This is a genomic window from Rhodoplanes sp. Z2-YC6860 (assembly GCF_001579845.1).
GTDB lineage: Bacteria > Pseudomonadota > Alphaproteobacteria > Rhizobiales > Xanthobacteraceae > Z2-YC6860.
The window spans coordinates 2,352,072-2,373,716 of sequence record NZ_CP007440.1 but is presented as its reverse complement, the minus strand read 5'-3'; the positions used below and the strand labels follow the sequence as shown (position 1 = coordinate 2,373,716).

The 21,645-nt window shown below is 61.1% G+C and carries 19 protein-coding genes; 14 read left to right on the top strand and 5 right to left on the bottom strand.

Annotation, left to right across the window (positions count from 1 at the left end; translation table 11 throughout):
- Positions 1-68: 68 nt before the first annotated feature.
- Both RHPLAN_RS11130 and RHPLAN_RS11125 read left to right on the top strand, forming a co-directional pair.
- A complete protein-coding gene (locus RHPLAN_RS11130) occupies positions 69-1,223 on the top strand; it encodes an LLM class flavin-dependent oxidoreductase (RefSeq protein ID WP_068017332.1) in 1,155 nt (384 codons plus the stop codon).
- 47 nt (positions 1,224-1,270) lie between these two features.
- Positions 1,271-2,245 carry a Bug family tripartite tricarboxylate transporter substrate binding protein gene (locus RHPLAN_RS11125; RefSeq protein ID WP_068017330.1) on the top strand — a complete coding sequence of 325 codons (975 nt, stop codon included), beginning with the start codon at positions 1,271-1,273 and terminating at the stop codon, positions 2,243-2,245.
- A gap of 7 nt (positions 2,246-2,252) precedes the next feature.
- On the opposite strand, the gene RHPLAN_RS11120 is transcribed toward RHPLAN_RS11125, so the two are convergent.
- The 3 genes from RHPLAN_RS11120 to RHPLAN_RS11110 all read right to left on the bottom strand — a co-directional run bounded on the left by RHPLAN_RS11120 (position 2,253) and on the right by RHPLAN_RS11110 (position 6,492).
- Positions 2,253-3,344, bottom strand: a complete 1,092-nt coding sequence (locus tag RHPLAN_RS11120; protein ID WP_237180110.1) for a thioredoxin family protein — start codon at positions 3,342-3,344, stop codon at positions 2,253-2,255.
- A gap of 51 nt (positions 3,345-3,395) precedes the next feature.
- Positions 3,396-4,043: a VOC family protein gene (locus RHPLAN_RS11115; protein WP_068017323.1), complete on the bottom strand. Its 648-nt coding sequence runs from the start codon at positions 4,041-4,043 to the stop codon at positions 3,396-3,398.
- A gap of 352 nt (positions 4,044-4,395) precedes the next feature.
- Entirely contained in the window at positions 4,396-6,492 is a 2,097-nt protein-coding gene (locus tag RHPLAN_RS11110; protein ID WP_198164838.1) for an acetate--CoA ligase family protein, read from the bottom strand.
- A 133-nt stretch (positions 6,493-6,625) separates the two neighbouring features.
- Between RHPLAN_RS11110 and RHPLAN_RS11105 the strand changes: the two genes are divergently transcribed.
- The 7 genes from RHPLAN_RS11105 to RHPLAN_RS11075 all read left to right on the top strand — a co-directional run bounded on the left by RHPLAN_RS11105 (position 6,626) and on the right by RHPLAN_RS11075 (position 13,596).
- Positions 6,626-7,399, top strand: coding sequence for a FadR/GntR family transcriptional regulator (locus tag RHPLAN_RS11105; protein ID WP_068017316.1), 774 nt, complete (start codon positions 6,626-6,628; stop codon positions 7,397-7,399).
- Between the two features lie 64 nt (positions 7,400-7,463).
- Positions 7,464-8,627, top strand: a complete 1,164-nt coding sequence (locus tag RHPLAN_RS11100; RefSeq protein WP_068017314.1) for an ABC transporter ATP-binding protein — start codon at positions 7,464-7,466, stop codon at positions 8,625-8,627.
- Positions 8,624-9,529: an ABC transporter permease gene (locus tag RHPLAN_RS11095; protein WP_068017311.1), complete on the top strand. Its 906-nt coding sequence runs from the start codon at positions 8,624-8,626 to the stop codon at positions 9,527-9,529. The genes RHPLAN_RS11100 and RHPLAN_RS11095 overlap by 4 nt, the downstream gene beginning before the upstream one ends.
- Entirely contained in the window at positions 9,526-10,320 is a 795-nt protein-coding gene (locus RHPLAN_RS11090) for an ABC transporter permease (protein WP_068017308.1), read from the top strand. Before RHPLAN_RS11095 ends, RHPLAN_RS11090 begins: the two co-directional genes overlap by 4 nt.
- Before the next feature lie 33 nt (positions 10,321-10,353).
- Positions 10,354-11,484, top strand: coding sequence for an extracellular solute-binding protein (locus RHPLAN_RS11085; RefSeq protein WP_068017305.1), 1,131 nt, complete (start codon positions 10,354-10,356; stop codon positions 11,482-11,484).
- A 106-nt stretch (positions 11,485-11,590) separates the two neighbouring features.
- Entirely contained in the window at positions 11,591-12,664 is a 1,074-nt protein-coding gene (locus RHPLAN_RS11080) for a polyamine ABC transporter substrate-binding protein (RefSeq protein ID WP_198164836.1), read from the top strand.
- Between the two features lie 44 nt (positions 12,665-12,708).
- A complete protein-coding gene (locus tag RHPLAN_RS11075) occupies positions 12,709-13,596 on the top strand; it encodes an enoyl-CoA hydratase/isomerase family protein (protein WP_068017300.1) in 888 nt (295 codons plus the stop codon).
- A gap of 21 nt (positions 13,597-13,617) precedes the next feature.
- Here RHPLAN_RS11075 and RHPLAN_RS11070 read toward each other — a convergent pair whose 3' ends face one another.
- Positions 13,618-15,723 (bottom strand): acetate--CoA ligase family protein, encoded by a 2,106-nt coding sequence (locus RHPLAN_RS11070; protein WP_084244683.1) that lies wholly within the window; start codon positions 15,721-15,723, stop codon positions 13,618-13,620.
- Positions 15,724-15,736: 13 nt separating this feature from the next.
- Entirely contained in the window at positions 15,737-16,987 is a 1,251-nt protein-coding gene (locus RHPLAN_RS11065) for an ABC transporter substrate-binding protein (protein WP_084244681.1), read from the bottom strand.
- Positions 16,988-17,183: 196 nt separating this feature from the next.
- On the opposite strand from RHPLAN_RS11065, the gene RHPLAN_RS39285 reads away from it, so the two are divergent.
- The 5 genes from RHPLAN_RS39285 (at position 17,184) to RHPLAN_RS11045 (ending at position 21,620) form a co-directional block, all read left to right on the top strand.
- Positions 17,184-17,351 carry a hypothetical protein gene (locus RHPLAN_RS39285; protein WP_157100214.1) on the top strand — a complete coding sequence of 56 codons (168 nt, stop codon included), beginning with the start codon at positions 17,184-17,186 and terminating at the stop codon, positions 17,349-17,351.
- A gap of 597 nt (positions 17,352-17,948) precedes the next feature.
- Positions 17,949-18,386, top strand: coding sequence for a plasmid mobilization relaxosome protein MobC (gene mobC, locus RHPLAN_RS11060; protein ID WP_068017291.1), 438 nt, complete (start codon positions 17,949-17,951; stop codon positions 18,384-18,386).
- Entirely contained in the window at positions 18,386-19,633 is a 1,248-nt protein-coding gene (locus RHPLAN_RS11055; RefSeq protein ID WP_068017288.1) for a relaxase/mobilization nuclease domain-containing protein, read from the top strand. The genes mobC and RHPLAN_RS11055 overlap by 1 nt, the downstream gene beginning before the upstream one ends.
- Before the next feature lie 11 nt (positions 19,634-19,644).
- Positions 19,645-21,075 (top strand): type IV secretory system conjugative DNA transfer family protein, encoded by a 1,431-nt coding sequence (locus RHPLAN_RS11050; RefSeq protein ID WP_068017285.1) that lies wholly within the window; start codon positions 19,645-19,647, stop codon positions 21,073-21,075.
- A gap of 92 nt (positions 21,076-21,167) precedes the next feature.
- The gene (locus tag RHPLAN_RS11045; RefSeq protein WP_157100213.1) at positions 21,168-21,620 is read left to right on the top strand and encodes a hypothetical protein; all 453 of its coding nucleotides are present in this window, start codon (positions 21,168-21,170) and stop codon (positions 21,618-21,620) included.
- Positions 21,621-21,645 lie beyond the last annotated feature (25 nt).

Below are 21,645 nucleotides of genomic sequence, written 5' to 3'. Positions count from 1 at the left end.
GAACAAAAAGCAGCGAGTCTGACGCCGTGCAGGATGCCGCCATTGCCTCCCCGACCGAGCCTGGATCGATGTCCCAGCGCGTCGAGATGTACAACAAGAATGCTTTGAAAATCGGCCTGTTTGGGGCGAACTGCTCCTCGGCGCGCACCGCCACGTTGGTGCCGGAACGCTGGCTGGCAACATGGCCGGATTGTCTCAAGATGGCGCGCATCGCCGACGAGGGCGGCATCGATTTTCTCCTTCCCATCGGGCGATGGAAGGGCTACGGCGGCGACAGCGATTTTCATGGCACCACGCTCGAGACCGTGACCTGGGCTTGCGGCCTGCTTGCCGCCACGCAACGGATCACGGTGTTCGGCACCGTTCATGCCCCGCTGTTCCATCCGCTGATCGCAGCCAAGGAGATGGTCACCGCCGACCACATCGGTAACGGCCGCTTCGGGCTTAACCTCGTGGCTGGCTGGAACGAAGGCGAGTTCCAGATGTTCGGCATGCAGCAGCGCGAACACGACGACCGCTACGAGTTTGCGCAAGAATGGCTCGACGTGATCAAGCGCGCGTGGTCGACCGAGGATTTCGACTTCGACGGCAGTCACTTCAAGCTCTCTGGCGTCCGCGCAAAGCCCGGCCCGATCGGCGGAACACGTCCGATGATCATCAACGCCGGCTCATCGGGCGCCGGCCAGGCGTTCGCGATGCGCAACTGCGACGCCTTTTTCACCTCCACCGGCGGCGCACGTCTGGCGGCCGCCGGCACCTCGCAGGCGGTGGACGAGCAGCAGATCTTCAATCGTATCGTGAAATACGTCAGCGACATCAAGGCCAACGGCCGCAAGTATGGGCGCGAGATCGAGGTCTACACCCAGGGCCAGGTGATCTGTAGGCCTTCGCGGCGCGAGGCCGAGGAATATCACCACTATGCCAATGTCGAATGCGCGGATTGGAACGCGATCGAGAAGATGCTGGCGCTCAAGAACATCACGCCGCAGAACACGGCGCCGGACGAGTTCAGAGCCAAGCGCATGCTTCAGGCGTCGAGCGGAATCGGCGGCTATCCCTTCGTCGGTTCGCCGGATGAAATCGCAACCGAGTTTGCCAACCATAGCCGTGCCGGCTTCCGCGGACTCGCGGTGTCGTTCGTGAACTACCTCAACGACGTACCGTACTTCTGCGATGAGGTCCTGCCGCGGCTGGCCAGGATGGGGTTGCGTGAAAAGAACTGAGCTCGCTTTCCAGTAAGAAGAACGCGTCGTTATTCGGGGAGGATCGGATGCTTGTGCTCTTCGGTAGGCGCAGCCTGATTGCGCTGGCGATGATGCTTTGCCTCATGGGCCGGGTGGCCGCGCAGGATCTGCCGAGCGGAACGATCACCCTGGTCGTGGGCAACGCGGCTGGCGGCATCGTCGACGTGACATCGCGCCTTTATGCCGAGGTGCTCGGCCGCAAACTTGGGCTCACCGTGGTGGTCGAGAACCGTCCCGCTGGCGGAGGAGCGGTCGGGGCGATGAGCGTGAAGAATGCGGCCCCCGACGGGCGCACCCTGTTGGTCTATCCGGGTACGGCGCTCGCGGCGCAGCCGCTCCTGGAGCGCATTCCCTACGACGCGGTGAAGGACTTCCAACCAGTCGCGGCGCTGTTTGACCTGTTGAACTTCATCGCCGTGCCGCCGGATAGTCCCGCCAACACCATTCCGCAGTTGCTGGAGCTCTGGAAGAGCAAGCCCAGCGGCCTCAATGTCGGCTCTGCCGGGTTCGGCTCGCCGGCGCACTTCAACAGTGTCATCCTGTCGCTCGACAACGCGCTGCCGATCACCATGGTGCAATATCGCGGCTCGTATCCGTTGATGACGGATCTGGTTTCATCGCGGATCGACATGGCGATGATTTCCTACATTGTGGCACAGCCGTTCATTCAAGCGCACAAAACCAAGATTCTCGCGCAGGATGGCGCCACCCGCTGGAGCGGCACGCCCGACACGCCGACCATGATCGAGAGCGATCAGCTCAAGAAGAAAGCGAGCGGCTGGTTTGCGGTGTGGGCGCCGGCCGGCACTCCGACGGCGATCGTGGAGCGCCTGAACAGCGAATTCATCGCGGCGTCGCGCGAGCCGCAGCTCGCGGCGCGGCTGCAGGAGAGCGGCGTGCTGACCAAGACGGCGACGCCGGAAGAGTTGCGTCAGTTGATCAGGGCGGAAGTCGAGACCGTCCGGCCTCTGGTGAAGTCGCTTGGCATGGCTCCGAATTAGCCGGCAATCAGCCGAAAGTGAATGCGAAAGCTTCTGCACCCGGAGCGAAGAACTCGATCTGGAATTCACGCTCTTGGACCGCGCCATGCTGGCGAATGAGCTGGTACAGCCGCTGTTCGGTGATAGTGCCGTTGCCTTGCTCGTCGACGTCGGTGCCATGGGCCGCGCCAGGCGGCTGTCCGTCGATGAGCACGCGGAATTTAACGGACATTCCTGGAGAAGCCGGTCCCATCACCATGTGCAGGTCACGCGCGTGAAAGCGGTACGCGATTCGGCCGCCTGGCTTGTTCAAGGCTGAAGCGTCCTGTCGGATGGTCCAGTCGCCGGACAGCGCCCACTCGTTCTGTCGAAGCTGAGCGGGCAGCGAGTACATGCGCGGCTGGTCCAGCGCTGCGCCGCCGGGCGACGCAAAGGTGCCGATACCGTCATACCTCACGTAGCTTTCTGGCGATCTCAGGTTGCCCCAATCGGCCGCCACTTCAAGACCGCCTGGATCGACCGACACCGTCTCACGGCCGACGTCCTTGGCCCCTGCTTCCCGCAGCAACGCCTGGATCATCATCTCCGACTGGGCGTAGGAGCCCTCACCGAAATACTGATAACGAACACGCCCTTTGGCATCGATGAAATAGAGCGCTGGCCAGTATTGGTTGCTGAAAGCGCGCCAGATGACGTGCTCGCTGTCGACCGCCACCGGATAATCGATCTTCATATCCTTCACGGCCCAGCGGATGTTGCTGACGTTTTTCTCGAAGGCGAACTCCGGCGAGTGCACGCCGACCACCACCAGTCCCTGATCTTTGTATTTTTCCGCCCAGGCGCGGACATACGGAGCGGTGCGCCGCCAGTTGATGCAGGTGTAGGTCCAGAAATCGACCAGCACGACCTTGCCACGCAATGCGGATGCAGTGAGCGGCCCCGAATTCAGCCATTCGCTGGCGCGCTCGAGCGAAGCCAACTCGGTGTTGCCGCTCGGCCCTGCATTGTAGCCGTGAAGGAATGGCAATTGCGTCCCTGGAGATGACACGGATTCCCCCTGTGTTTCTCCGAAAAAGGCTGCAAACGGCGCACCAATCGCGATGACGAGGACCGCGGCCACCAGGATCTGTTTGGTTTTCATCGATCGACCTCCGTCGCGTCGCGATGCCACTCATTCCGGCAAAGGCTTGCCGGTCTGCTCGGCCACGATGTAAGCCGCGTACCACTCCGGCCAATCATCGTTCGGCCCAGGGGGCCGCTTTTCGTGCTCACCGTATGCGGCCGCGGCGCGCTTGAGTGCGCCAATGAGGTCTGCCGCGGATGTGAACGTCACCTCGGTGCTGTCGATCCGGCCGGGAAGCCGCGTCGTGACCTCTTGCAGCAGCCAGCGGTTGCCGTCCGGATCGCTGAAGGTCGCATAGGATTTGTAGCTGGCGTGGCCTTTCGCAGGGCCGGCGATACGATCGCCGCTGCCATCGGGCAGGAACTGGGCGCCCGGGACGTGGATATGAAACACCTCGCTGATCTTCACACCACGCGCCGCGAGCGAGGCGCGCGCCGCTTCGATATCCGAGACGACCAGATAGAGACCCTGCGCTGAGCCGGGCGCGGCCGAGGTGAGCTTGGTGCCGAACTGGATCGAGCAAGGCGAACCCGGCGGAGTGAACTGGACCACGCGGAAGCCGTTGTCGAACGGGAAGTCGGCGTCAAGCCGCCACCCGAGATCGCTATAGAATTTCTTGGCACGGTCGACGTCAGCGACCGGAATAGCGAAAGATTCGAGCTTCAGAGCGACGTTTCGCGCTTCGGTACCACTCATCACAACAGCTCCCGGTCGGTTCACTTCACACATCGACAGTCGGACTGAGATTAGCGTTCCAGTGAAGTTCTAATTCTCGCAACTTGTTGGCTTAACGTCTGATGCGGGGAATACTACCCAGATCAGAGTATCATCCCGCCTCACCTCGGACGGATCGATTGCCGCAGGTCCGCCAGTCGTACGGGCACCGGGAGCGCTCCCTGGATCGGCAGTTTCTGTGGGTTGGAAATCATCATTACCGAAACACATTCAAAGAACGACGCACGTAATTTAACGGGCTTTCTCAAGCTGCACTTTTGGGTCGCCACCGAGGTTCGGGTTAAGAACGACACCACCCCGCTAGCGTTGTCAGTCAGCTCGCTTTTACGTCGAGCGCGATATCGACAGCGAATGCGCCCTGTCCTTCAGCTTTCACTACAATAGGATTGAGATCGAGTGCGGTGAAGCGCCCTGTGTTTTCGACCGCGAACTTGCCGAGTCCAACCAATAGCCTTGCAAGCGCTTCTGTATCGGCAGCTGGACGGCCCCGTAAACCCTGCAAGAGTGCTGCACCTCTGATGGACGAGATCATCCGTGTCGCATCAGCGTGACTGAGCGGGGCCAGTTCGGTGATCGTGTCCTTGAGTACCTCGATGAAAATTCCGCCCAGACCGAAAACAACCGCCGGTCCCAATAGCGGATCGCAGATGACGCCAGCATAAACCTCAGCGATCCCTGACATCATGGGCTGGATCAGCGCCCCTTGATTTGCAAAGCCCGCTTTAACGGCGTTGCCGGTCACCGTCCTATAGGCCTCGGCGACCGCTTCGTCCGACATGCAGCCAAGCCGAACCGCGCCGATATCCGACTTATGAAGCAAACCGGGCGCCTCAGCCTTGACGGCGACAGGCAACCCAACGGCGCGGCCGGCCGCAATCGCCTCGCGTTCGGATGTTACATACCGAGTTTCGACAACGGGAACACCGGCTGCGGACAGAACCTTTCTCAAATCCATGAAATCCGCAGGCAGTGTAGAAGCCGCGCCGCGCCGCGCGCCGGCTGGCGTCAAGGGCACGTCCGTCGTCCAAAATTCACGGCGGCCCACCAGGCAGCGGAGCGCCCGCATCGCCTCCGATATGCCAAGCATCAGCGGCACACCGCCTTCGACCAGCGTGTTGACGATCCCGGATTCAAGCTCGCCGCCAAGCGGGTTTGGTTGATAGGCCACGACCGTCCGTCCCGAGGTCCGTGCGGCATCTGCGAAAATATCTGCAAACAGGCGCATCTGTTCGGTGCGCGCGCTGGCGTTGACGGCGCACATGATCGCCGGGTTTCCCGGATTGGCCAGGATCGCGTCCATCAACTTCGGCAGCATTTTCGGGTCGTCGTAAATCGAACCCGTGCCATCGAGCGGATTGTTGACGCTGCCAAACTCGGGAAGCGCCGCGCCGACCCGCTCGACAGTCTCCGCAGAAAGCTGCGCCAGCGGCACTCCGGCGCCATCCAGAGCGTCGGCTGCAACCGCGGCGCCGCCACCGCTGCCGGACACCACAATCACGTCGCCGCCGAGTTTGTCGTCCCGCGGCACCAAACCGAACAGTTCGATGGTCTCGATGAAGGTGTCGTAACTCTCGGTCTGCACGATCCCGCAGCGGCGCAAATGTGCGGCGAGGATATCGCTGTTGCCGACCAATGCGCCGGTGTGCGAACGAACCGTGGCCTGGCCGGCTGCCGAGCGGCCCGGCTGGTAGAACAGAATCGACTTTCGCGCGCGCCTTGCCCGCTGCGCCGCCTCGAACAAAAGCTCCGGTTTCGAAAGACTCTCGATGACGCAGGCAATCACCTGGACATCGGGGTCGTCGACGAAGTGATCGACATAGTCCTCGACGCCCGTGGCGGTCGCATTGCCGCACGAAATCACATAGCTGAACCCGAGCCGCCTGTGGTTCATGAGCGGCGAGAACGCGTTGTGGCCAAGCCCGCCGCTCTGGGACACGATGGCGACAGGGCCCGGCTGAAGCGGAAACGAGATCGGCCCGCTGTACATCGCGGCCCCGCTTCTGACGCTGATCATGCCAAAGCAGTTGGGGCCGCAGATGGACATTCCGCCGGCGGCCAGTCGGCGCAGCCGGCCGCCGCGCTCTTCGCCATGCCCGCCCTCGCCGAACCCCGCCGACGGTACCACCGCGCTGCGCGTGCCAAGCGCATGCGCCTGTTCCAGCACATCGCATGCAGCGTCCGCGCCGACGAGTGCCACCACGCAATCCACCGGACCGGGCAGGCTCGCGATCGATGGATAACATTTGTATCCGAGCACGTCCTCGTAGCGCGGGTTGATCGCGTAGACATCGCCGCTGTAACCGGCGTTGCGAAGATTGTGCAACACTAGTCTCGCGCGGCCGCGGCTCGGAGACGCACCGACCACCGCGATCGATTTCGGATTGAGCAGAACGGACAACGCACCAGCCACGGATCGAACTCCAAGCATTGCACCCACCATCGAAAGCTCCCCACGGTGCGGCTTATTGTCAAGCAAATTAACATTAGCCTTGCGCGACCGCCCACTGCGCCTATGATCGTCCTGCGGGAACAGGTGGCGCGTCGTGCAAGAATTCCCTGGCATCGTAACGGCGGGGCTGGCGAAGCAGATCGCCGAAAGCCTGCGCGAGCAGATTCTCAGCGGGAAAATCAAGGTCGCCGAGCGCTTGCCGACCGAAGAAGAGCTTGCGCGAAAGTTCAGCGTATCCCGGCCGACGATCCGCGAGGCGCTGAAGCGGCTGGCTGCCGAGAACCTCATCCATTCGCGGCGCGGGCCACGCGGCGGCTCGACCGTCAAGCATCCGCGCCCCGAAGAGGCGTCATTATCGTTGAGCAATGCGCTCCGCCTGCTGGCGGGACTCGGCGAGTTTGATCACGCACATATTTTCGAAGCCCGCTGCGAACTGGAAAGCACATGCTGCAGGCTCGCGGCCAAGCGACGCAACAAGGACTATCTCGCCAGGATGCGGACCGAGCTCGAGACTCAACGCGATGCAACGCTGACCGACGAGGAGTTTTGCGCGTCCGACGTGAGGTTTCACCGGGGCCTGTTCGAGGCCACGGAAAACCCCATCCTGCAATTCATGCTTTGCGCAATCAGCGATGCGTTGCAGCCGGTCACCAACCTGGTGGTGTTCCGGTTCCGCGATCGCAAGGTCATCTGCGAGCAGCACCAGCGATTGATCGAAGCGCTTGAAGTGTCCGATGCTGCAGGTGCAGTCGAAGTCCTGCAGAAGCAGGCCCAATATCTGGCGCACAGCTATCGCAAGGCTCGTGCGTATCGGAAATCCCGTGAACGCAAGCGAGGCAAAGATGCCAAGGCCTCCGCGGCACGATAGGACAACACATCAAAGGCTGGGATTGGGCGCCCAGCCCGATTCCACTCTCGCTGGATTGTAGCACATGTCCGGTTCCTCCCCTGCTGTTGCGATCGGAGGCACCGGAGCATCGGGCGCCCAGGTCCAACTTCGCGGCCTGATCAAAGCTTTCGGCAACTTTCGCGCCGTCGACAACATCTCGCTCGATATTCCGGCCGGCGCGTTCGTCTCCCTTCTCGGTCCGAGCGGCTCCGGAAAGACCACCACGCTGAACTTGATCGCCGGGTTCCTGTTGCCGGACGGAGGCGACATTCTGTTCGATGACAAACCGGTTTCAAACATCCCTTCGCATCGACGCAACATCGGGATGGTGTTCCAGTCGTACGCGCTCTTTCCGCACATGACGGTGGCGGACAATGTCGGCTTTCCCTTGAAGATGCGCACGCGGCTTCGTGGCGGCGATGCCAGGGATCGCATTTCTGAGATGCTGTCTCTGATGCGCTTGTCGCACCTCGAAGGCCGCTACCCACGTCAGCTCTCCGGTGGGCAGCAGCAGCGGGTCGCCATGGCGCGCGCGCTTGTATCCTCGCCGCGCCTGCTTTTGATGGACGAGCCGCTTGGAGCGCTCGATAAGAAGCTCCGCGAGCAGATGCAAATCGAGATCAAGCATATCCATCGCACAGTCGGCACGACCATCGTTTATGTCACCCATGACCAGACGGAAGCGCTGACGATGTCAGATCTTGTCGTGGTCATGCATCAAAGTCGTGTCGCTCAGGTCGGAACTCCCCGCGCGCTCTATGACGCTCCGGCAAATGCGTTCGTTGCCGATTTTCTTGGCGACTCCAATCTTCTGGAGGTTCGCGTCCGCGACGAGAGCAGCGATCTGATCACCACGGCGACCGCGGACGGTCATACGCTGCGGATCAGAAAACACGACGGTGTGCCACGGGCTGGCGAGCGGGCTGCGTTGCTGATCCGTCCTGCCGATATCACTGTGGCGCAGGGCCGAGGTCATGCCGGCGACCACCAGACTTTGAGCGGGACCATCAGCGACATCAGCTATCACGGCGACGGCTATCGCATCAGTGTCCCAGCGGCCGGAGGAACCCTGCAAGCCATTGTTCCACGCACCGAGGGCGCGCATCTGGAACGAGGCCAGATGGTCACGTTGTCCTGGCCTGCAAGCGTAGGAAGATTGCTACCCATCGACGGCGCAGACAACGTGATGGGTGGCGCCGAGACATGACGGCCATCGGTCGCAGCAACGATCTCGCCCTCGCCGCCGACAATGCGCGAGCGATACCGTTTCTGTCTCGGCCGGGCACGATCGCCGCAATGCTGCTCCTGCCATGCTTCGCCTGGATCTCGTTTTTTTTCCTGCTGCCTCTGAGCTTCATGATCTGGCGGAGCGCTACAGGCGACGCGGGATCGATCGCAATCTATCAGGACATCATCACCGCGCCGCTGTATCACAAGGTCCTGATCACGACGTTGCAAATGACATGCACCAGCACGCTGCTGGCGCTGCTTCTGGGCTATCCTGTCGCTTATGCCCTCACCGTCAGCGGGCCCAAATTGCGCGGGCTCATGCTGCTGTTCGTGCTGGTGCCCTACTGGGTCGACATCATCGTGCGCAGCTTTTCGTGGCTGGTGATGCTGGGCGATAACGGCATCATCAACAAAGCGCTGATAGGCCTCGGTCTCATCAGCCATCCGATACAGCTTCTCTATACGAAATACAGCGTCCTGATGGGAATGGTGCAAATCCTTTTGCCGTTCGCCATCGTGACGCTCTTCGGAGCCATGCTGCGGATCGACCGCACGTTGACCACGGCCGCGAAGATTCACGGCGCAAACGAATGGCAGGCATTCCGCACAGTGTTCTTCCCTTTGAGTCTGCCCGGCGTCTACGGTGCGGCCTTGCTGGTCTTCATTCTCGGGCTCGGCTTTTACGTGACGCCGGCCCTGCTCGGCAGTCCCAAGGAAACCATGATTGCGCAGACCATCATGGTCGAGGCAACACAGACCCTCGATTGGGAGACCGCGAGCGCCGCGGGCACCATGCTGCTGGTCATCTCGACAGCCATCGCGGCCATCTACAACAGGTACTTCAGTCTCGACCGCCTGTGGGGAGGGTCGGACAAATGAATTCGTCGCCCGGCAGGTTCGTTTTGGGATCGGTCGTGGCAGCGACGCTGCTTTATCTTGTCATACCGGTGATCGTGGTGATCGCCATTTCGTTGAGCGCCGGCAATTATCTATCGTTCCCACCGCCCGGCCTCTCGACACGCTGGTACGAAACGATCATCCGCGATCCCGAATGGGTGAGTTCGTTCTGGGTGACGGCCAAGGTCGGATCGATCTCGGCGGCACTCGCGACGCTTCTCGGCGTTCCCGCGGCTTTCGCTTTGGTTCGCTACGCGATCGCAGGAAAGGCGCTGCTGAGCGCGCTCATTCTGTGCGCGCTCGTGACTCCGCCCATCGTCACCGCGCTTTCGACATATCTGCTGTTCGTCAAGCTCGGCATGGTCAATTCGGTCTTCTGGCTCGCTTGCGTTCACACCGTCAGCGGACTCCCGTTCGTCGTCATCAACACCGGAGCCAGCCTTCGCAGCGCGGACCGCAGCCTCGAGCGCGCCGCTGTCATCCACGGCGCTCCGCCGCTTTGGGCGGTCGTCCGCATCACTCTTCCGATCATCATGCCGGGAATCGTCATCGGCGCTATTTTCGCCTTCGTCCACTCGGCCCACGAACTGCTGGTCGCCGTGTTCGTCTTGGGTGGCGTCGGAAAGCCTGTCTCGGTCAAGATGTGGTCCGACGTCCAGGCCAACACCGACCCCACGATCGCCGCAGCATCGACGATCCTGATCGGCGTGGCCGTTCTGACGTTCGCGAGCGTGACCATCACACAGTCGCTGACGAAACGCCGGACAAGCTAGGGGGCGCCTGCAGGCAACGACAGGTCACTCAAGATGAAACATGACACCGGCGAAATCTGCGCGACTCTGAGACAGGCCCTGCTGGCAACACGAACCCGGCGGGACCTGCTCCGCATTCTGCGCGGGACTTCGGCAGGAAGTCTTGCGCTGGCCGCGCTCAGCGGAGTTTCGTCCCCATCATTCGCCGCTGACGAGAAGCCCGTCACCGCCTTTGTATTTGGCGGCGCGTGGAAACGCGCGATTATCGAAGCGGCCGGCGATCCGTTCACGAAAAAGAACGGCATCGCGGTGCGTTATCAAGATCCCTACAACTGGGCCAAACTGCGCGCCATGCACGAGGCAAAGGCGCAGCAGATGGACTGCGCTTCGGTGCAGGGCACAGAAGTCATCATGGCATCGCGTCTGGGCATGTCTGTGCCGCTCGATTGGAACGTCATCGACCGCGCCGTGCTCGCCCCCGCGCAATTGACGCGTCCGAACGCCATTGGCGGCTATTCGCTATCTATGGTGCTTTGCTACAGCACAGCGAGTTGGCCCGGCGCGACGCGCCCAAACACATGGGCGGACTTCTGGAATGTCGAGAAGTTTCCAGGACGCAGAGCAATGCGCCGCGATGCCCTATGGAGCATTGAGGTCGCCATGCGGGCGGCCGGCACCAGGGAAGAATCCTTCTACCCTGTCGACCTTGATCACGCGTTTCAGATGCTCGATCGCATCAAGCCGCACATCAAGACCTGGTGGGCGGACAATTCGCAGGCCCAGGCTCTGATGGAGCGCCAGGAGATCGATCTGATGGCCGCAATGGATGGCCGGGCGAGCGAGACGATCGCCACGAGCAATGCGCCCTATCAGGTGGTGTGGAATCAGCAGATCAACACCGGCGACGGGCAGGGCTGGATCGTGCTGACCGGTGCGCCCAACGCGGCGGGCGCGATGAAGTTTCTGGACTTCGTCGGGCGGCCTGAGACGCTCGCGACGTTTGCGCGGCTTCTCTATTACGCGCCACGGAATCCCAAGGCCTACGACCTCATCGACCCTGCCTTGGCAAGGCGGCTGTCATCCTATCCGCAGAATGAACAGGACGTGCATCGCATCAACTACGACTGGTGGGCGGACAATCTGATCCCCGCGCAGCGGCGCTTTGAACGGTGGCTGCAGTCATAGCCTGTCACAGACGCAAAAGCAGAAAGAATTGCGAATGTCTTATGATCGCGGTGATGTCGAAGATGCCTGTCTCCGCCTGCGGAGCGTCCTTAAGCAAACCCGCGGGATGGGGCGGCGCGACTTCATCAAGGCATTGGCTGCCGCGGCACAAGGCTCCGCGCTTGTCTCGGCTCTCGGCGGCCTCTCGCTCGGCGGTGCCAGAGCGGCCGAAACGCCGGTCACAGCCTTCGTGTTCGGCGGCGCCTGGAAACGCGCGGCGCAGACCGCCTTCGGCGATCCCTTTACGGCCAAGACCGGAATTCCAATGCAGTACCAGGAACCTTACAGCTTCGCGCGGGTGCGCGCGATGCACGAAGCCAAGGCTCAGCAGATTGACGTGTTCTCGGCCCAGGGCGCCGAGATCCTCCTCGCCAACCGCTCCAACATGCTGATGCCGATCGATTTCAATATCGTCGACCGGTCGCAGCTTTCAGCCTCGCAACTTCGTGCGCCGAACGTGGTCGGCAGCTACACGCTCTCAATGGTGATCTGCTACAACAAAAAGAAATGGCCGGGCGACGATCACCCGAGATCCTGGGCCGATTTCTGGAACGTGGACAAATTTCCGGGCCGCCGCGCCGTCCGCCGGGCTCCGCCGATCTGGACCATCGACGCCGCGCTGAAGGCTGACGGCGTCAAGGAAGAAGGCTTCTATCCGCTGGATATCGACCGCGCCTTCCGCTCGCTTGACCGCATCAAACCGCATGTGAAGGCCTGGTGGTCGGACAACGCACAGGCCCAGCAACTGATGGAGCAGGAAGAGGTCGATCTCATCACGATGATGAACGGGCGAGCCACCGAGTCGATCAACAACGGCGCGCCATTCGCGATCGTTTGGAACGAGGCCATCACTGAAAGCGACCGTCAGGGCTGGGTCGTGCCCGTTGGCTCCCCCAATCCGTCCGGCGCCATGAGATTCATCGATTTCGTCGCACGTCCGGAACCGCAGGCAGCTTTTGCACGCCTGCTCTACTACGCGCCGCTCAATTCAAAGGCATTCGATCTGTTGGCGCCAGAGGTGGCGACGCAATTGCCGACCCATCCGGACAACCTGCGCGTCGCCCATCTCATGAATGCGGAATGGTGGGCCGACAACTACGTCCAGGTGCAGCGCCGGATGGAGCGTTGGCTGCAATCCTAAATCGATCACTGCAGATTCAGTCGCGAAAACTCACAGGGTAACAAATGACACAGGACATACTTTACTCGGTCGATGACAGCATCGCCACGATCACAATCAACCGCCCGGATCGCATGAATGCACTGACGCCTGAGGTCCAGGCCGAGATGCACCGGAGGTTCGACGAGGCCGATGCGGACCCGGCGGTGCGCGTCATCATCCTCACCGGAAACGGCGCGGCCTTCTGCGCGGGGTACGACCAGGGCCAGAAAAACGAGAAGGGCACCCGCAAATCGGACCCCAAGGGCAAGTCCATCGCGGAGTTCATCGAGTACTGGCAACGCAACGACGGCGGCCGCGTCACCCAGTGGACCCATATGTGGCGGCTCGGAAAGCCGATCATCGCCGCGGTCAATGGATGGGCGATGGGTGGCGGCTTCTGGTACCAGATCGCCGCCGACATCACGATTGCTTCGGACAAGGCGGTGTTCGCACAACCGGAGGTCCGGCACATCTCCAACTCCACCTTTTTGCTGGCTGCCCTGTGCGGATGGAAATCCGCCAACCGCTGGGGCCTGACCGGCGATCATTTCGACGCCCAGGAGGCGTTGCGCATCGGCATGGTCAATGAGGTGGTGCCGCATGATGAACTGATGGATCGAACGCGGGCGCTCGCCAAACGCATCGCCACGGTGCCGGAGCCCTCGGTGAGGCTCAACAAGGCCATCACGATGCTCGGCATCCAGGCGTCTGGCCTCTATTCGGGCCTGCTGCTGGAGGGCGCCCTCGGCGCAATGGCGCACTGTTCACACAACGACTATCGAGAAAAACTTTTCGAAACCCAGCGCAATGAAGGTCTGAAAGCGTATCTGCAAATGCGCGACGGGCCATTCCAACCTGAGCCAATGGGGCCGCGTTCGAAGAAAGGACGAGAAGCGCGGAAGAACGGTTGATCTCCGTCGTCGGTCCCACGCTTAGACCGCGCGCGGCTGCAACTCGATCACCAAATCGACTCCAGAGACGCCCTCGCCGGCTTTGTGAACGATCATCGGATTGATCTCCAGCGCAGCAACACTGCCAATCGTGGCCGCGCCAAAATGCGAAACCGCCGCAATCGCTGCCGCAGCCGCATCGATATCGTATGGGCCTTGCCCCCGAAACCCGCGCAGGACGCGACCGGCGCGGGTTTCGTCTAGCATTGCCCTCGCCGTCGTCTGATCCACCGGGCCAAGCCGCTCGCTCGACTCCTTCAGCAACTCGACGAAGGTGCCACCGAGGCCAACGACCAACAAGGAGCCGAACCCTGGATGGTTCCTCACTCCGACGATGAGTTCTATTCCGGTTTTGGCCAGCGGCTGGAGCATGATTTCTGCCAGCGGCGAACGCGATATCCGTCTCAGCTTGGCCGATAGCTCATCGAAGGCGGCGGACACCTTCGCGGCATCCGCAAGCCCGATCGCCACAAGACCATGCTCGGATTTGTGAAGCACATCCGGCGCGCACCCCTTCAAAACCACAGGGGCCCCGATCAATTGCGCGGCACGAGCCGCATCGGCCGCTGTCCTCACGACCTCGCTCTCCAGCATCGGGCTCCCAATCGAGGTCATGAAGGCAAAACGCTGCGGCTCGTTCATGCCGCCGCACCCCGCCACGAAGGCGCGACACTCCTCCAGCAACGTGGCGGGGGTTTTGGGCGCCTGCTCGGGCGGCCGCGCCTTGGCCCAGCGCGCGATCGCGGTCATTCCATTGCGAAGGCCCGACAGGTAGGCGATTCCGGATCCATCGAGCACTTCCGCGACCGAAGGCTCGCGCGGGCCGCCAGACGAATCGCTGATCAGCGCACAGCGACAGCCTGAACGCTCGGCGATCCGGCGCAGGATGGTCGCGACCTCGCTGCTGATCCGCCGTGCCGGTTGCGGCATGATGGTCATGACAATCATCGACGCTGCCGGATCGGCCGCGACGATTTCCAAGGTCTGCTCGAAGCGTAGCGGGTCCCAGCCATCGCCCCATGCGTCGATGGGATTGCTCGGCTGCCACCACGAAGGAAAGATCGCCTTCAACTTGGTGCGGGTCTGCTCCGAGAGCACTGCGAGAGCCAATCCGAGATCCTCGCACAGGTCAGCGAGCATTGCGGCGTGACCGCCAGAGAACGTCATCGGCACGAGCCCGACATGTGCCGGCGGCCGCGGCTGGGCCACGAACATCGCCGCCGTTTCGACCATCTCATCGAGATCGCCCACTCGCACAATGCCGAGCCGACGAAAATACGCGTCGTAAAGCGCGTCCTCGCCGGCGAGTGCGCCCGTGTGGGCCTGAACCGCAGCACGTCCGCGTTCGCTCCGTCCGACCTTCAACGCAATGACGGTCTTGCCCTTGGCGGCCGCAGCGAGCGCCGCCTGTGCCAGAGCGGCCGGTCGGCGCACCGCTTCGAGGGTCAACAGGATCACCTTGACCTGGTCATCGCGGACAAAGGCTTCGAGATATTCGGCCGTCGTCAGGATCGCTTCGTTGCCGGCCGATACCACATAGGCCGATCCGAGACCTGCGATATCCCGGCTCAGCATGTTCGCCAGTGAGCCGCTTTGGGTGCAGATCGCGACGCCGCCCCGCTTGGCGCCCTCGTGAGGCACGAAGCCGCAGAGATAGGCGTTGCCAAGCAAACTCATCACGCCGTTGGTGTTCGGCCCGCACAGCGCCATGCTGGACTGCGTGGCTACTCGGACCATCTCGTCCTGTATCGCCGTGCCATCCTGGCCTGCATCGGCAAAGCCTGCGGCATTGACGACGGCCGCGCCGACGCCGAGCCGCCCGCCCTCCTCCAGCACCGGGAGTACGGCGTCCGCCGGGAGGGCAATGAACATGGCGTCGATCGGCCCGGGCACATCGGACAGTGTCCGATAGCAGGGAATGCCGAGAATTTCGGGGTAGCGCGGGTTGATGGGATAAACAGGCCCGTCGAAGCCGCCCATCCGAAGGTGGCGCAAGAGACGGAGACCAGTCGACCCCTCGCGCGCAGAGGCGCCGACCACGGCCACCGAGCGCGGCCTCAAAAGCTTTGAAAGCTCGGGGTCAGCCATCGCGCAGAGTACACTATCCCTGGAGCCAGGACTCGAAGCGGCGCTGGGCCGGGACCGAATGCTTGCTCCACCATTCGTAGTTCATGATGTGAGCGATCTTTCGGTTTTTCGCCGACAACGGCAGCTCCTTGGTGATGTCCGGCGGCAGCAAGTCGTAGGCTTTTTCGTTTTGTGGAGAATAGTAGATCATGCGGGCAAAAACGGCTTGCGTTTCGGCCCGCCCGATGAGGTCGAGAAACTTCATGCCGCCTTGCGGATTGGGACAACCGACCGGCACGAACCAGCCTTGGTAGCGGCCGTCTTCCGTGATTGCTTGATTCCAGACTATCTGGAACGGCGCCTTGTTCTCGAGAATGGACTGGGTGGCGCGGCCGTTGGCCATATAGATGAGATCGACCTCCTCCTGCTCCATGAGCTGCTGGGCTTGAGAGTTGTCGTTCCACCAGGTTTTGATGTGCGGTTTGATCTGGTCGAGCTTGCGAAACGCACGATCGATATCAACCGGATAGAATTCGCTCTCCGTGACGCCATCGGCGAGCAGAGCAGCCTCGATCATCTGGAGCGGCTGGGAGCGCCGTAACGCGCGCCGGCCCGGAAACTTCTGCACATCCCAGAAATCGGCCCATGAATTGGGATGATCGTCTCCCGGCCATTTTTTGCGACTGTAGCAGAACACATTCGACTGAACGACGAAGCCGACCATGTTGGGAAACGAGACTTGCACGGGCGAAAGCGCGCTGCGGTCGACCACGTTCCAGTCGATGGGCGTTGCCATCTTTGCTTCAGCCACAAAGGTGACCTGATCGGTGACGGCAAGAGTGGCGTCGATCTGCTGCGCCTTGGCCTGATGCATCGCACGTATTCGGGAGAAATTATAGGGCTCCTGATATTGCACTGGCGCGCCGGTCTTTGCGGTGAAGGGCTTGCAGAACGCCTCCATCATTGCGGCTTTGTAAGATCCACCGAAGCTCATGATAGTGACGGGGTCGGCGGCGTTGGCGATCCGCGGCAGCATTCCCGCAAATGCACCTGTCAGCGCGGAGCGTGCCAGAGCCGCCATGAAACCGCGGCGATCAAGACGCCTCGTGTCCCAGAGCAGCCTGCGCAATTGCGCGTAATACTGCTCGATCTCGTGTCCATGATCGGTCATGACGTTATTCGAACTGTTTGAGTGAGCATCGCGCCATTGGTTGGCTTGCTCACTCCCTTGATTTCGCCGAATTTCATCGAACCGATCATATTCCAGGGAAATTTGAGCGTCCATGATGGTGGCGGCTTCGACATCAAACGCTGGGGGTCGGCCCCATGATCGCGAAGGTTTTCCGCAGGGCGCGGTTGTTCCGAGACTCGGACCTTAACATCGATCGGCCTTTTACACCGCAGGTGCAGCCTTAACGTACTCACTTTAGTTCCGAAGCGGCTCGATTTTCCCAATTGCACTCCCTAGGAGCGAATGACGGTTGAAGCGGGCAACGTTGTTCGGTCGCGATGCCGCAGTCACCAAGCGCTTTACCGAAATGGGCACCACAGCAAAAACGACAACGCCGGCCGAGACGGCCGCCGTCATTCAACGTGAATTGCCAATGTACGAAACGGCGATCAATGCGTCAGGTCTGCAGAAGCAATAGTTTTTGCGACTAATTCCGGCCGATGCGGCGGCTACTCAACACGATGCCTGTCTGGTGCCGAGGCTCCTGGCGTTGGCCTTATGCTGGCCCACGGGTCGTTCGCGCGCTTCCGGCCAGCCGCGTTCGCGGCACCCTTTTTACTCGAGCTACTGTCGTCGCCGGGCCGGTACTGACTCGATGGGCTGGATATTCCCAACAGCGGCCGCGAGCGTGAGCTCGACACCGCAGCCCCGATGCCCATATTCGGAGAGTCTCCTGGCACGACCTGAGCCTGTGCGCTCCCGGCCCACAGAGTGATCGCAAAAATCGCAACGATAAGGCGATGCATGGTGACCCTTTCGGCTTCTGCGCTGACCGATATTGATACGAACACAATCCGCCCCAGCAACGCCGTCGAATCTGTGGCCGGCGAAAACGCTGATTTTGGAAAAATCCAAAATCGCTAACAAAAACATGGTGGGCCCGGAGGCCAACCCGCTTACCCTGCTTTTCTGCGCGCTAGGGCTCAAACCGCCGAAACACAAGCCTTTGCGGCCTAAGACGTACAAGCGTCGGGCCCCGGCCTGCTCGGTGGTTTGAATACTAGCGAGCACCACTATGGATATAGGCAAAAACGCTGAACGAGCAGCCCCTCTTTCGATTCGATTCACCGATTCCGAAAAGGCCCGGTTGAAGGAGCTGGCAGGGTCCACGCCCCTTAGCCAGTTCATTCGCGGACGTGCGCTTGGTGACGCCCAAGATGCCCGCGCCCGTGTACGCCAACCCCTGAAAGACGCAGAACCGCTGGGCAGACTTCTGGGGGTTCTTGGGCAGTCGCGTCTTTCCAGCAACCTGAATCAAATCGCCAAAGCCGCCAACCAAGGCAGCCTTCCCGTAACGAAGGAACTCGAATCCGAGCTTCAGGCCGCATGCGCCCAAATTCTTGAGATGCGGCTCCTGCTTTTGCAGGCACTCGGCATGAAGATCGTCGGCGAAGCTCTCACTCGCACACCGCTTCCCGAAGTCTTTTTCAGCGCGGCTGCCGAGACAGAGTAATGATCCTCAAAGGTTCCCAACGCGGCGGGCCTATCAAGCTCGCCGCGCATCTCCTCAATGATCGGGACAATCATCACGTCACGCTTCACGAGGTGCGTGGGTTCGTTTCAAGCGGGCTGGTCGGGGCCATGGCTGAAGCGAGTGCGGTGTCTAAGGGTACTCGATCCCGTCAGCCAGTCTTTTCTCTGAGCCTGAACCCGCCAAAAGACGAGATCGTGCCCGTCGAAGCGTTTCTTGAAGCCGCCGACAGGGCGGAAGCAGCTCTCGGCCTGTCGGGTCAGCCTCGCGCGATTGTCTTTCATGAAAAGAACGGGCGTAGGCATGCGCATGTTGTCTGGTCGCGTATCGACGCCAAGGAGATGAAGGCGATCAACCTGCCGTACTTCAAAACCCGGCTGAACGCCTTGTCGAAAGAACTGTACCTCCAGCATGAATGGGATTTACCGGAGGGGCACCGTGAAAACGGATGGAAGAGCCCGCTCAACTTCACGCTGGCCGAATGGCAACAGGCCAAACGCCACGACCTCGACCCGCGAGAAATCAAACAGGTATTTCAGAATGCGTGGGCTCGGTCTGACAACCTAGCGAGCTTCCGCTCGGCTTTGGACGCGCACGGCTACATTCTCGCCAAAGGAGATCGGCGCGGCTTTGTCGCCGTCGATATACGCGGCGAGGTATATCCGATTTCCCGCTGGTCCGGTGTCAAAACAAAGGACCTGAGCCAACGGCTCGGAGACGCCTCCCGGCTGCTATCCGTTACAGATGCACGGTCTTCGTTCCAAAAGCGGATGACCGGACGGGCGGGAGAAATCCTCTCTCAGGATCGCGCCGCCAAGGCCAAAGAGATCAAGCCGCTGCTGGAAGAGCTGCGTATCCTTGTCTCTCATCACCGGAAAGAACGCGCGCTTCTGAATGATCGGCAGGCAATGCGCCGACGGGAAGAAGTCAAGGAACGATCAGGCCGATTCCGGCGCGGCCTTGGTGCGCTGCTGGATTTGGTGACGGGACGAATGTTCACGGTTCGCCGTCAGACCGAACGTGAAGCATTCGAATGTTTCGTGCGAGACCGCACGCAACAGGAAGCCCTCATACAGCAACAAGGCGTCGAGAAAAGGGGCTTGGTTCAACGCATTGCAGCGTTGCAGCAATCCCACCGGGCTGCGCACAGGCAGTTGCTTCGTCAGGTGCTGGTCTTCACCAAATACGCAAACCGCGTTCACGCGCGGGATGGGCTTCACCTTCAGTAGGAGTCTGGATCATGACGGCAGCTTTTCCTCCGCGCGGCTACGGCGACGAACGGATACGAGAGGGTTTGCCGAAAAGGCTTTGGACGCATCCTTGGCAACTGGACTCGTCATGGAAATGGCGTCCGGGAAAGATCGTCCTGGGTAAATGGGAGGCTCAGGAGTTCGGCGATCCCGACCGGGAGGCGTTCGACACCGGCAGCGGCGATGATCGCCACATCGTAACTGTGGCGGGAACCCGCGCGGGCAAGTCTTCCACGGTTCTGGTGCCGAACCTGCTGCGATATCCGGGCTCGGCGGTTATCCTCGATCCGAAGGGCGAACTCGCCCGAAAGACGGCCCGGCACCGTGCGGAAACGCTGGGCCACGCTGTTGCTGTGCTCGATCCATTCGGCACGTCCGGCTGGAAATCGACCTCGTATAACCCGCTGGATGATCTCGATCCCCACAGCGAGACCTACGTCGATGATATTGGCCTTGTCGTCGATTCCATCATCATTCCCGGCAAAACTGATCCCCACTGGCCGGATTCGGCAAAGAACCTGATAACGGGGCTCGCGCTCTACATGACCTGCGCTGGCGGCAAACGGACGATGCCCCGTCTGCGAAGACTTCTACTCGGAAAGGAAGGAAAGCTGGCGAACGCCGATCCGAAGGACGCGGCGGAAGACAATCTCTTCGTCCGCATGGCGGCGATGGATGGGTTTGACGATCTCATCGCAATGACAGGCCGCAACTTCCTCGACAAGCAAAGCAAAGAACTCGACTCGATCATTTCGACCGCACGTGAGCAAACGCGCTTTCTGGATTCCCGCTCGCTGACCAGCACGCTGGCGTCATCGCCTCTGCGCCTTTCCGACCTCAAACGGAAGCCCGTTACGATCTATCTCTGTCTCCCGGCGACCCGTCTCGCTACGCATTCAAGGTGGCTGCGCATGGTGCTTCAACTGGCCTTCGTTCAGCTCGAAAAAGACCGGGCGGTGCCGCGATTTCCGGTTCTGTTCCTCTTGGAGGAGTTCAATGCGCTCGGCTATCTTCAGTCGATAGAAAACGCCGCAGGCTTCATGGCTGGGTTTGGCGTGAGGCTCTGGTCTGTGTTGCAAGATTTCACGCAGTTGAAGACGCATTATCCAAACTCGTGGGAAACGTTCATCGGCAACGCCGGGGTGCTTCAGGCATTCGGCAACGTCGATGTGACCACGACCGCGCATCTCTCAAAAATGATCGGCAACACCCGCGTCACCGAATCCAATGACGTGTTTGTAAGCGGTTCGGCGCAAGGTCATGGGGATTCTGGCCGTCGTGATCAAAACGTCACGACGCCGCTCATCGAGCCGACGGAGATTGCGCATTATTTCGCACGCCAGACCAACAGACAGATGCTGCTCGTGCCGGGAAAATCGCCAGTCTACATGGAGCGTCTTGACCGCCCGGAGGAGGCATAATGAACGGGCCAATTAGAAGACAGGGACCGGGAGGGCCTCTGATCGCGTCGGGCTATGTGTGGCAAGCGACGCGGCCCAAGGTACAGGTCGTCATGATGGGACTGCTCGGTCTTGGCGGGCTCGGCCTCGCGCTCACGATCAATTCGTTTTTCAACCCGATCAAAGATATCTGGATCGCAGCCGTTGCAGCCGCAGTGTGCCTGCCTGCAGCGTATGTCGCCTTCCGCTTCAGGCTCGGCCAGTGCGGATTCATTTTTCACGAGCGCGGCCCCATTGAAGCCCCCTACGGCTTGCCGTGGCCGCGCATCCGCCGGACGCGCCTTTCGTGCTCGGCTTCAGAGGTGAAGTCGGTCGGCATGTTGCAAAACGTTGATCCGTCGAGCGAGAACGCGCGGCTTTACTCGGTGGTCCTCTACCTTCGGAACGGGGACATCATTCACCTCACGTCCAAGGACTACAAATTCGAGCTGGCACACAAGGTCGCAACTGAACTGACGAATGCTCTTGAAGAACTGCAAGCCCCACGCGTAGAGGCGAGATATTGAAGCAAGATGCGCGGCTGACCGCCGC

Bases quoted from the DNA above. Each gene is read 5' to 3' on its own strand.
- RHPLAN_RS11130 (WP_068017332.1), top strand. From the start codon at position 69: ATGTCCCAGCGCGTCGAGATGTACAACAAGAATGCTTTGAAAATCGGC.
- RHPLAN_RS11125 (WP_068017330.1), top strand. From the start codon at position 1,271: ATGCTTGTGCTCTTCGGTAGGCGCAGCCTGATTGCGCTGGCGATGATG.
- RHPLAN_RS11115 (WP_068017323.1), bottom strand. From the start codon at position 4,043: ATGAGTGGTACCGAAGCGCGAAACGTCGCTCTGAAGCTCGAATCTTTC.
- RHPLAN_RS11100 (WP_068017314.1), top strand. From the start codon at position 7,464: ATGTCCGGTTCCTCCCCTGCTGTTGCGATCGGAGGCACCGGAGCATCG.
- RHPLAN_RS11095 (WP_068017311.1), top strand. From the start codon at position 8,624: ATGACGGCCATCGGTCGCAGCAACGATCTCGCCCTCGCCGCCGACAAT.
- RHPLAN_RS11090 (WP_068017308.1), top strand. From the start codon at position 9,526: ATGAATTCGTCGCCCGGCAGGTTCGTTTTGGGATCGGTCGTGGCAGCG.
- RHPLAN_RS11085 (WP_068017305.1), top strand. From the start codon at position 10,354: ATGAAACATGACACCGGCGAAATCTGCGCGACTCTGAGACAGGCCCTG.
- RHPLAN_RS11080 (WP_198164836.1), top strand. From the start codon at position 11,591: ATGGGGCGGCGCGACTTCATCAAGGCATTGGCTGCCGCGGCACAAGGC.
- RHPLAN_RS11075 (WP_068017300.1), top strand. From the start codon at position 12,709: ATGACACAGGACATACTTTACTCGGTCGATGACAGCATCGCCACGATC.
- RHPLAN_RS11070 (WP_084244683.1), bottom strand. From the start codon at position 15,723: ATGGCTGACCCCGAGCTTTCAAAGCTTTTGAGGCCGCGCTCGGTGGCC.
- RHPLAN_RS11065 (WP_084244681.1), bottom strand. From the start codon at position 16,987: ATGGACGCTCAAATTTCCCTGGAATATGATCGGTTCGATGAAATTCGG.
- mobC (WP_068017291.1), top strand. From the start codon at position 17,949: ATGGATATAGGCAAAAACGCTGAACGAGCAGCCCCTCTTTCGATTCGA.
- RHPLAN_RS11055 (WP_068017288.1), top strand. From the start codon at position 18,386: ATGATCCTCAAAGGTTCCCAACGCGGCGGGCCTATCAAGCTCGCCGCG.
- RHPLAN_RS11050 (WP_068017285.1), top strand. From the start codon at position 19,645: ATGACGGCAGCTTTTCCTCCGCGCGGCTACGGCGACGAACGGATACGA.
- RHPLAN_RS11045 (WP_157100213.1), top strand. From the start codon at position 21,168: ATGATGGGACTGCTCGGTCTTGGCGGGCTCGGCCTCGCGCTCACGATC.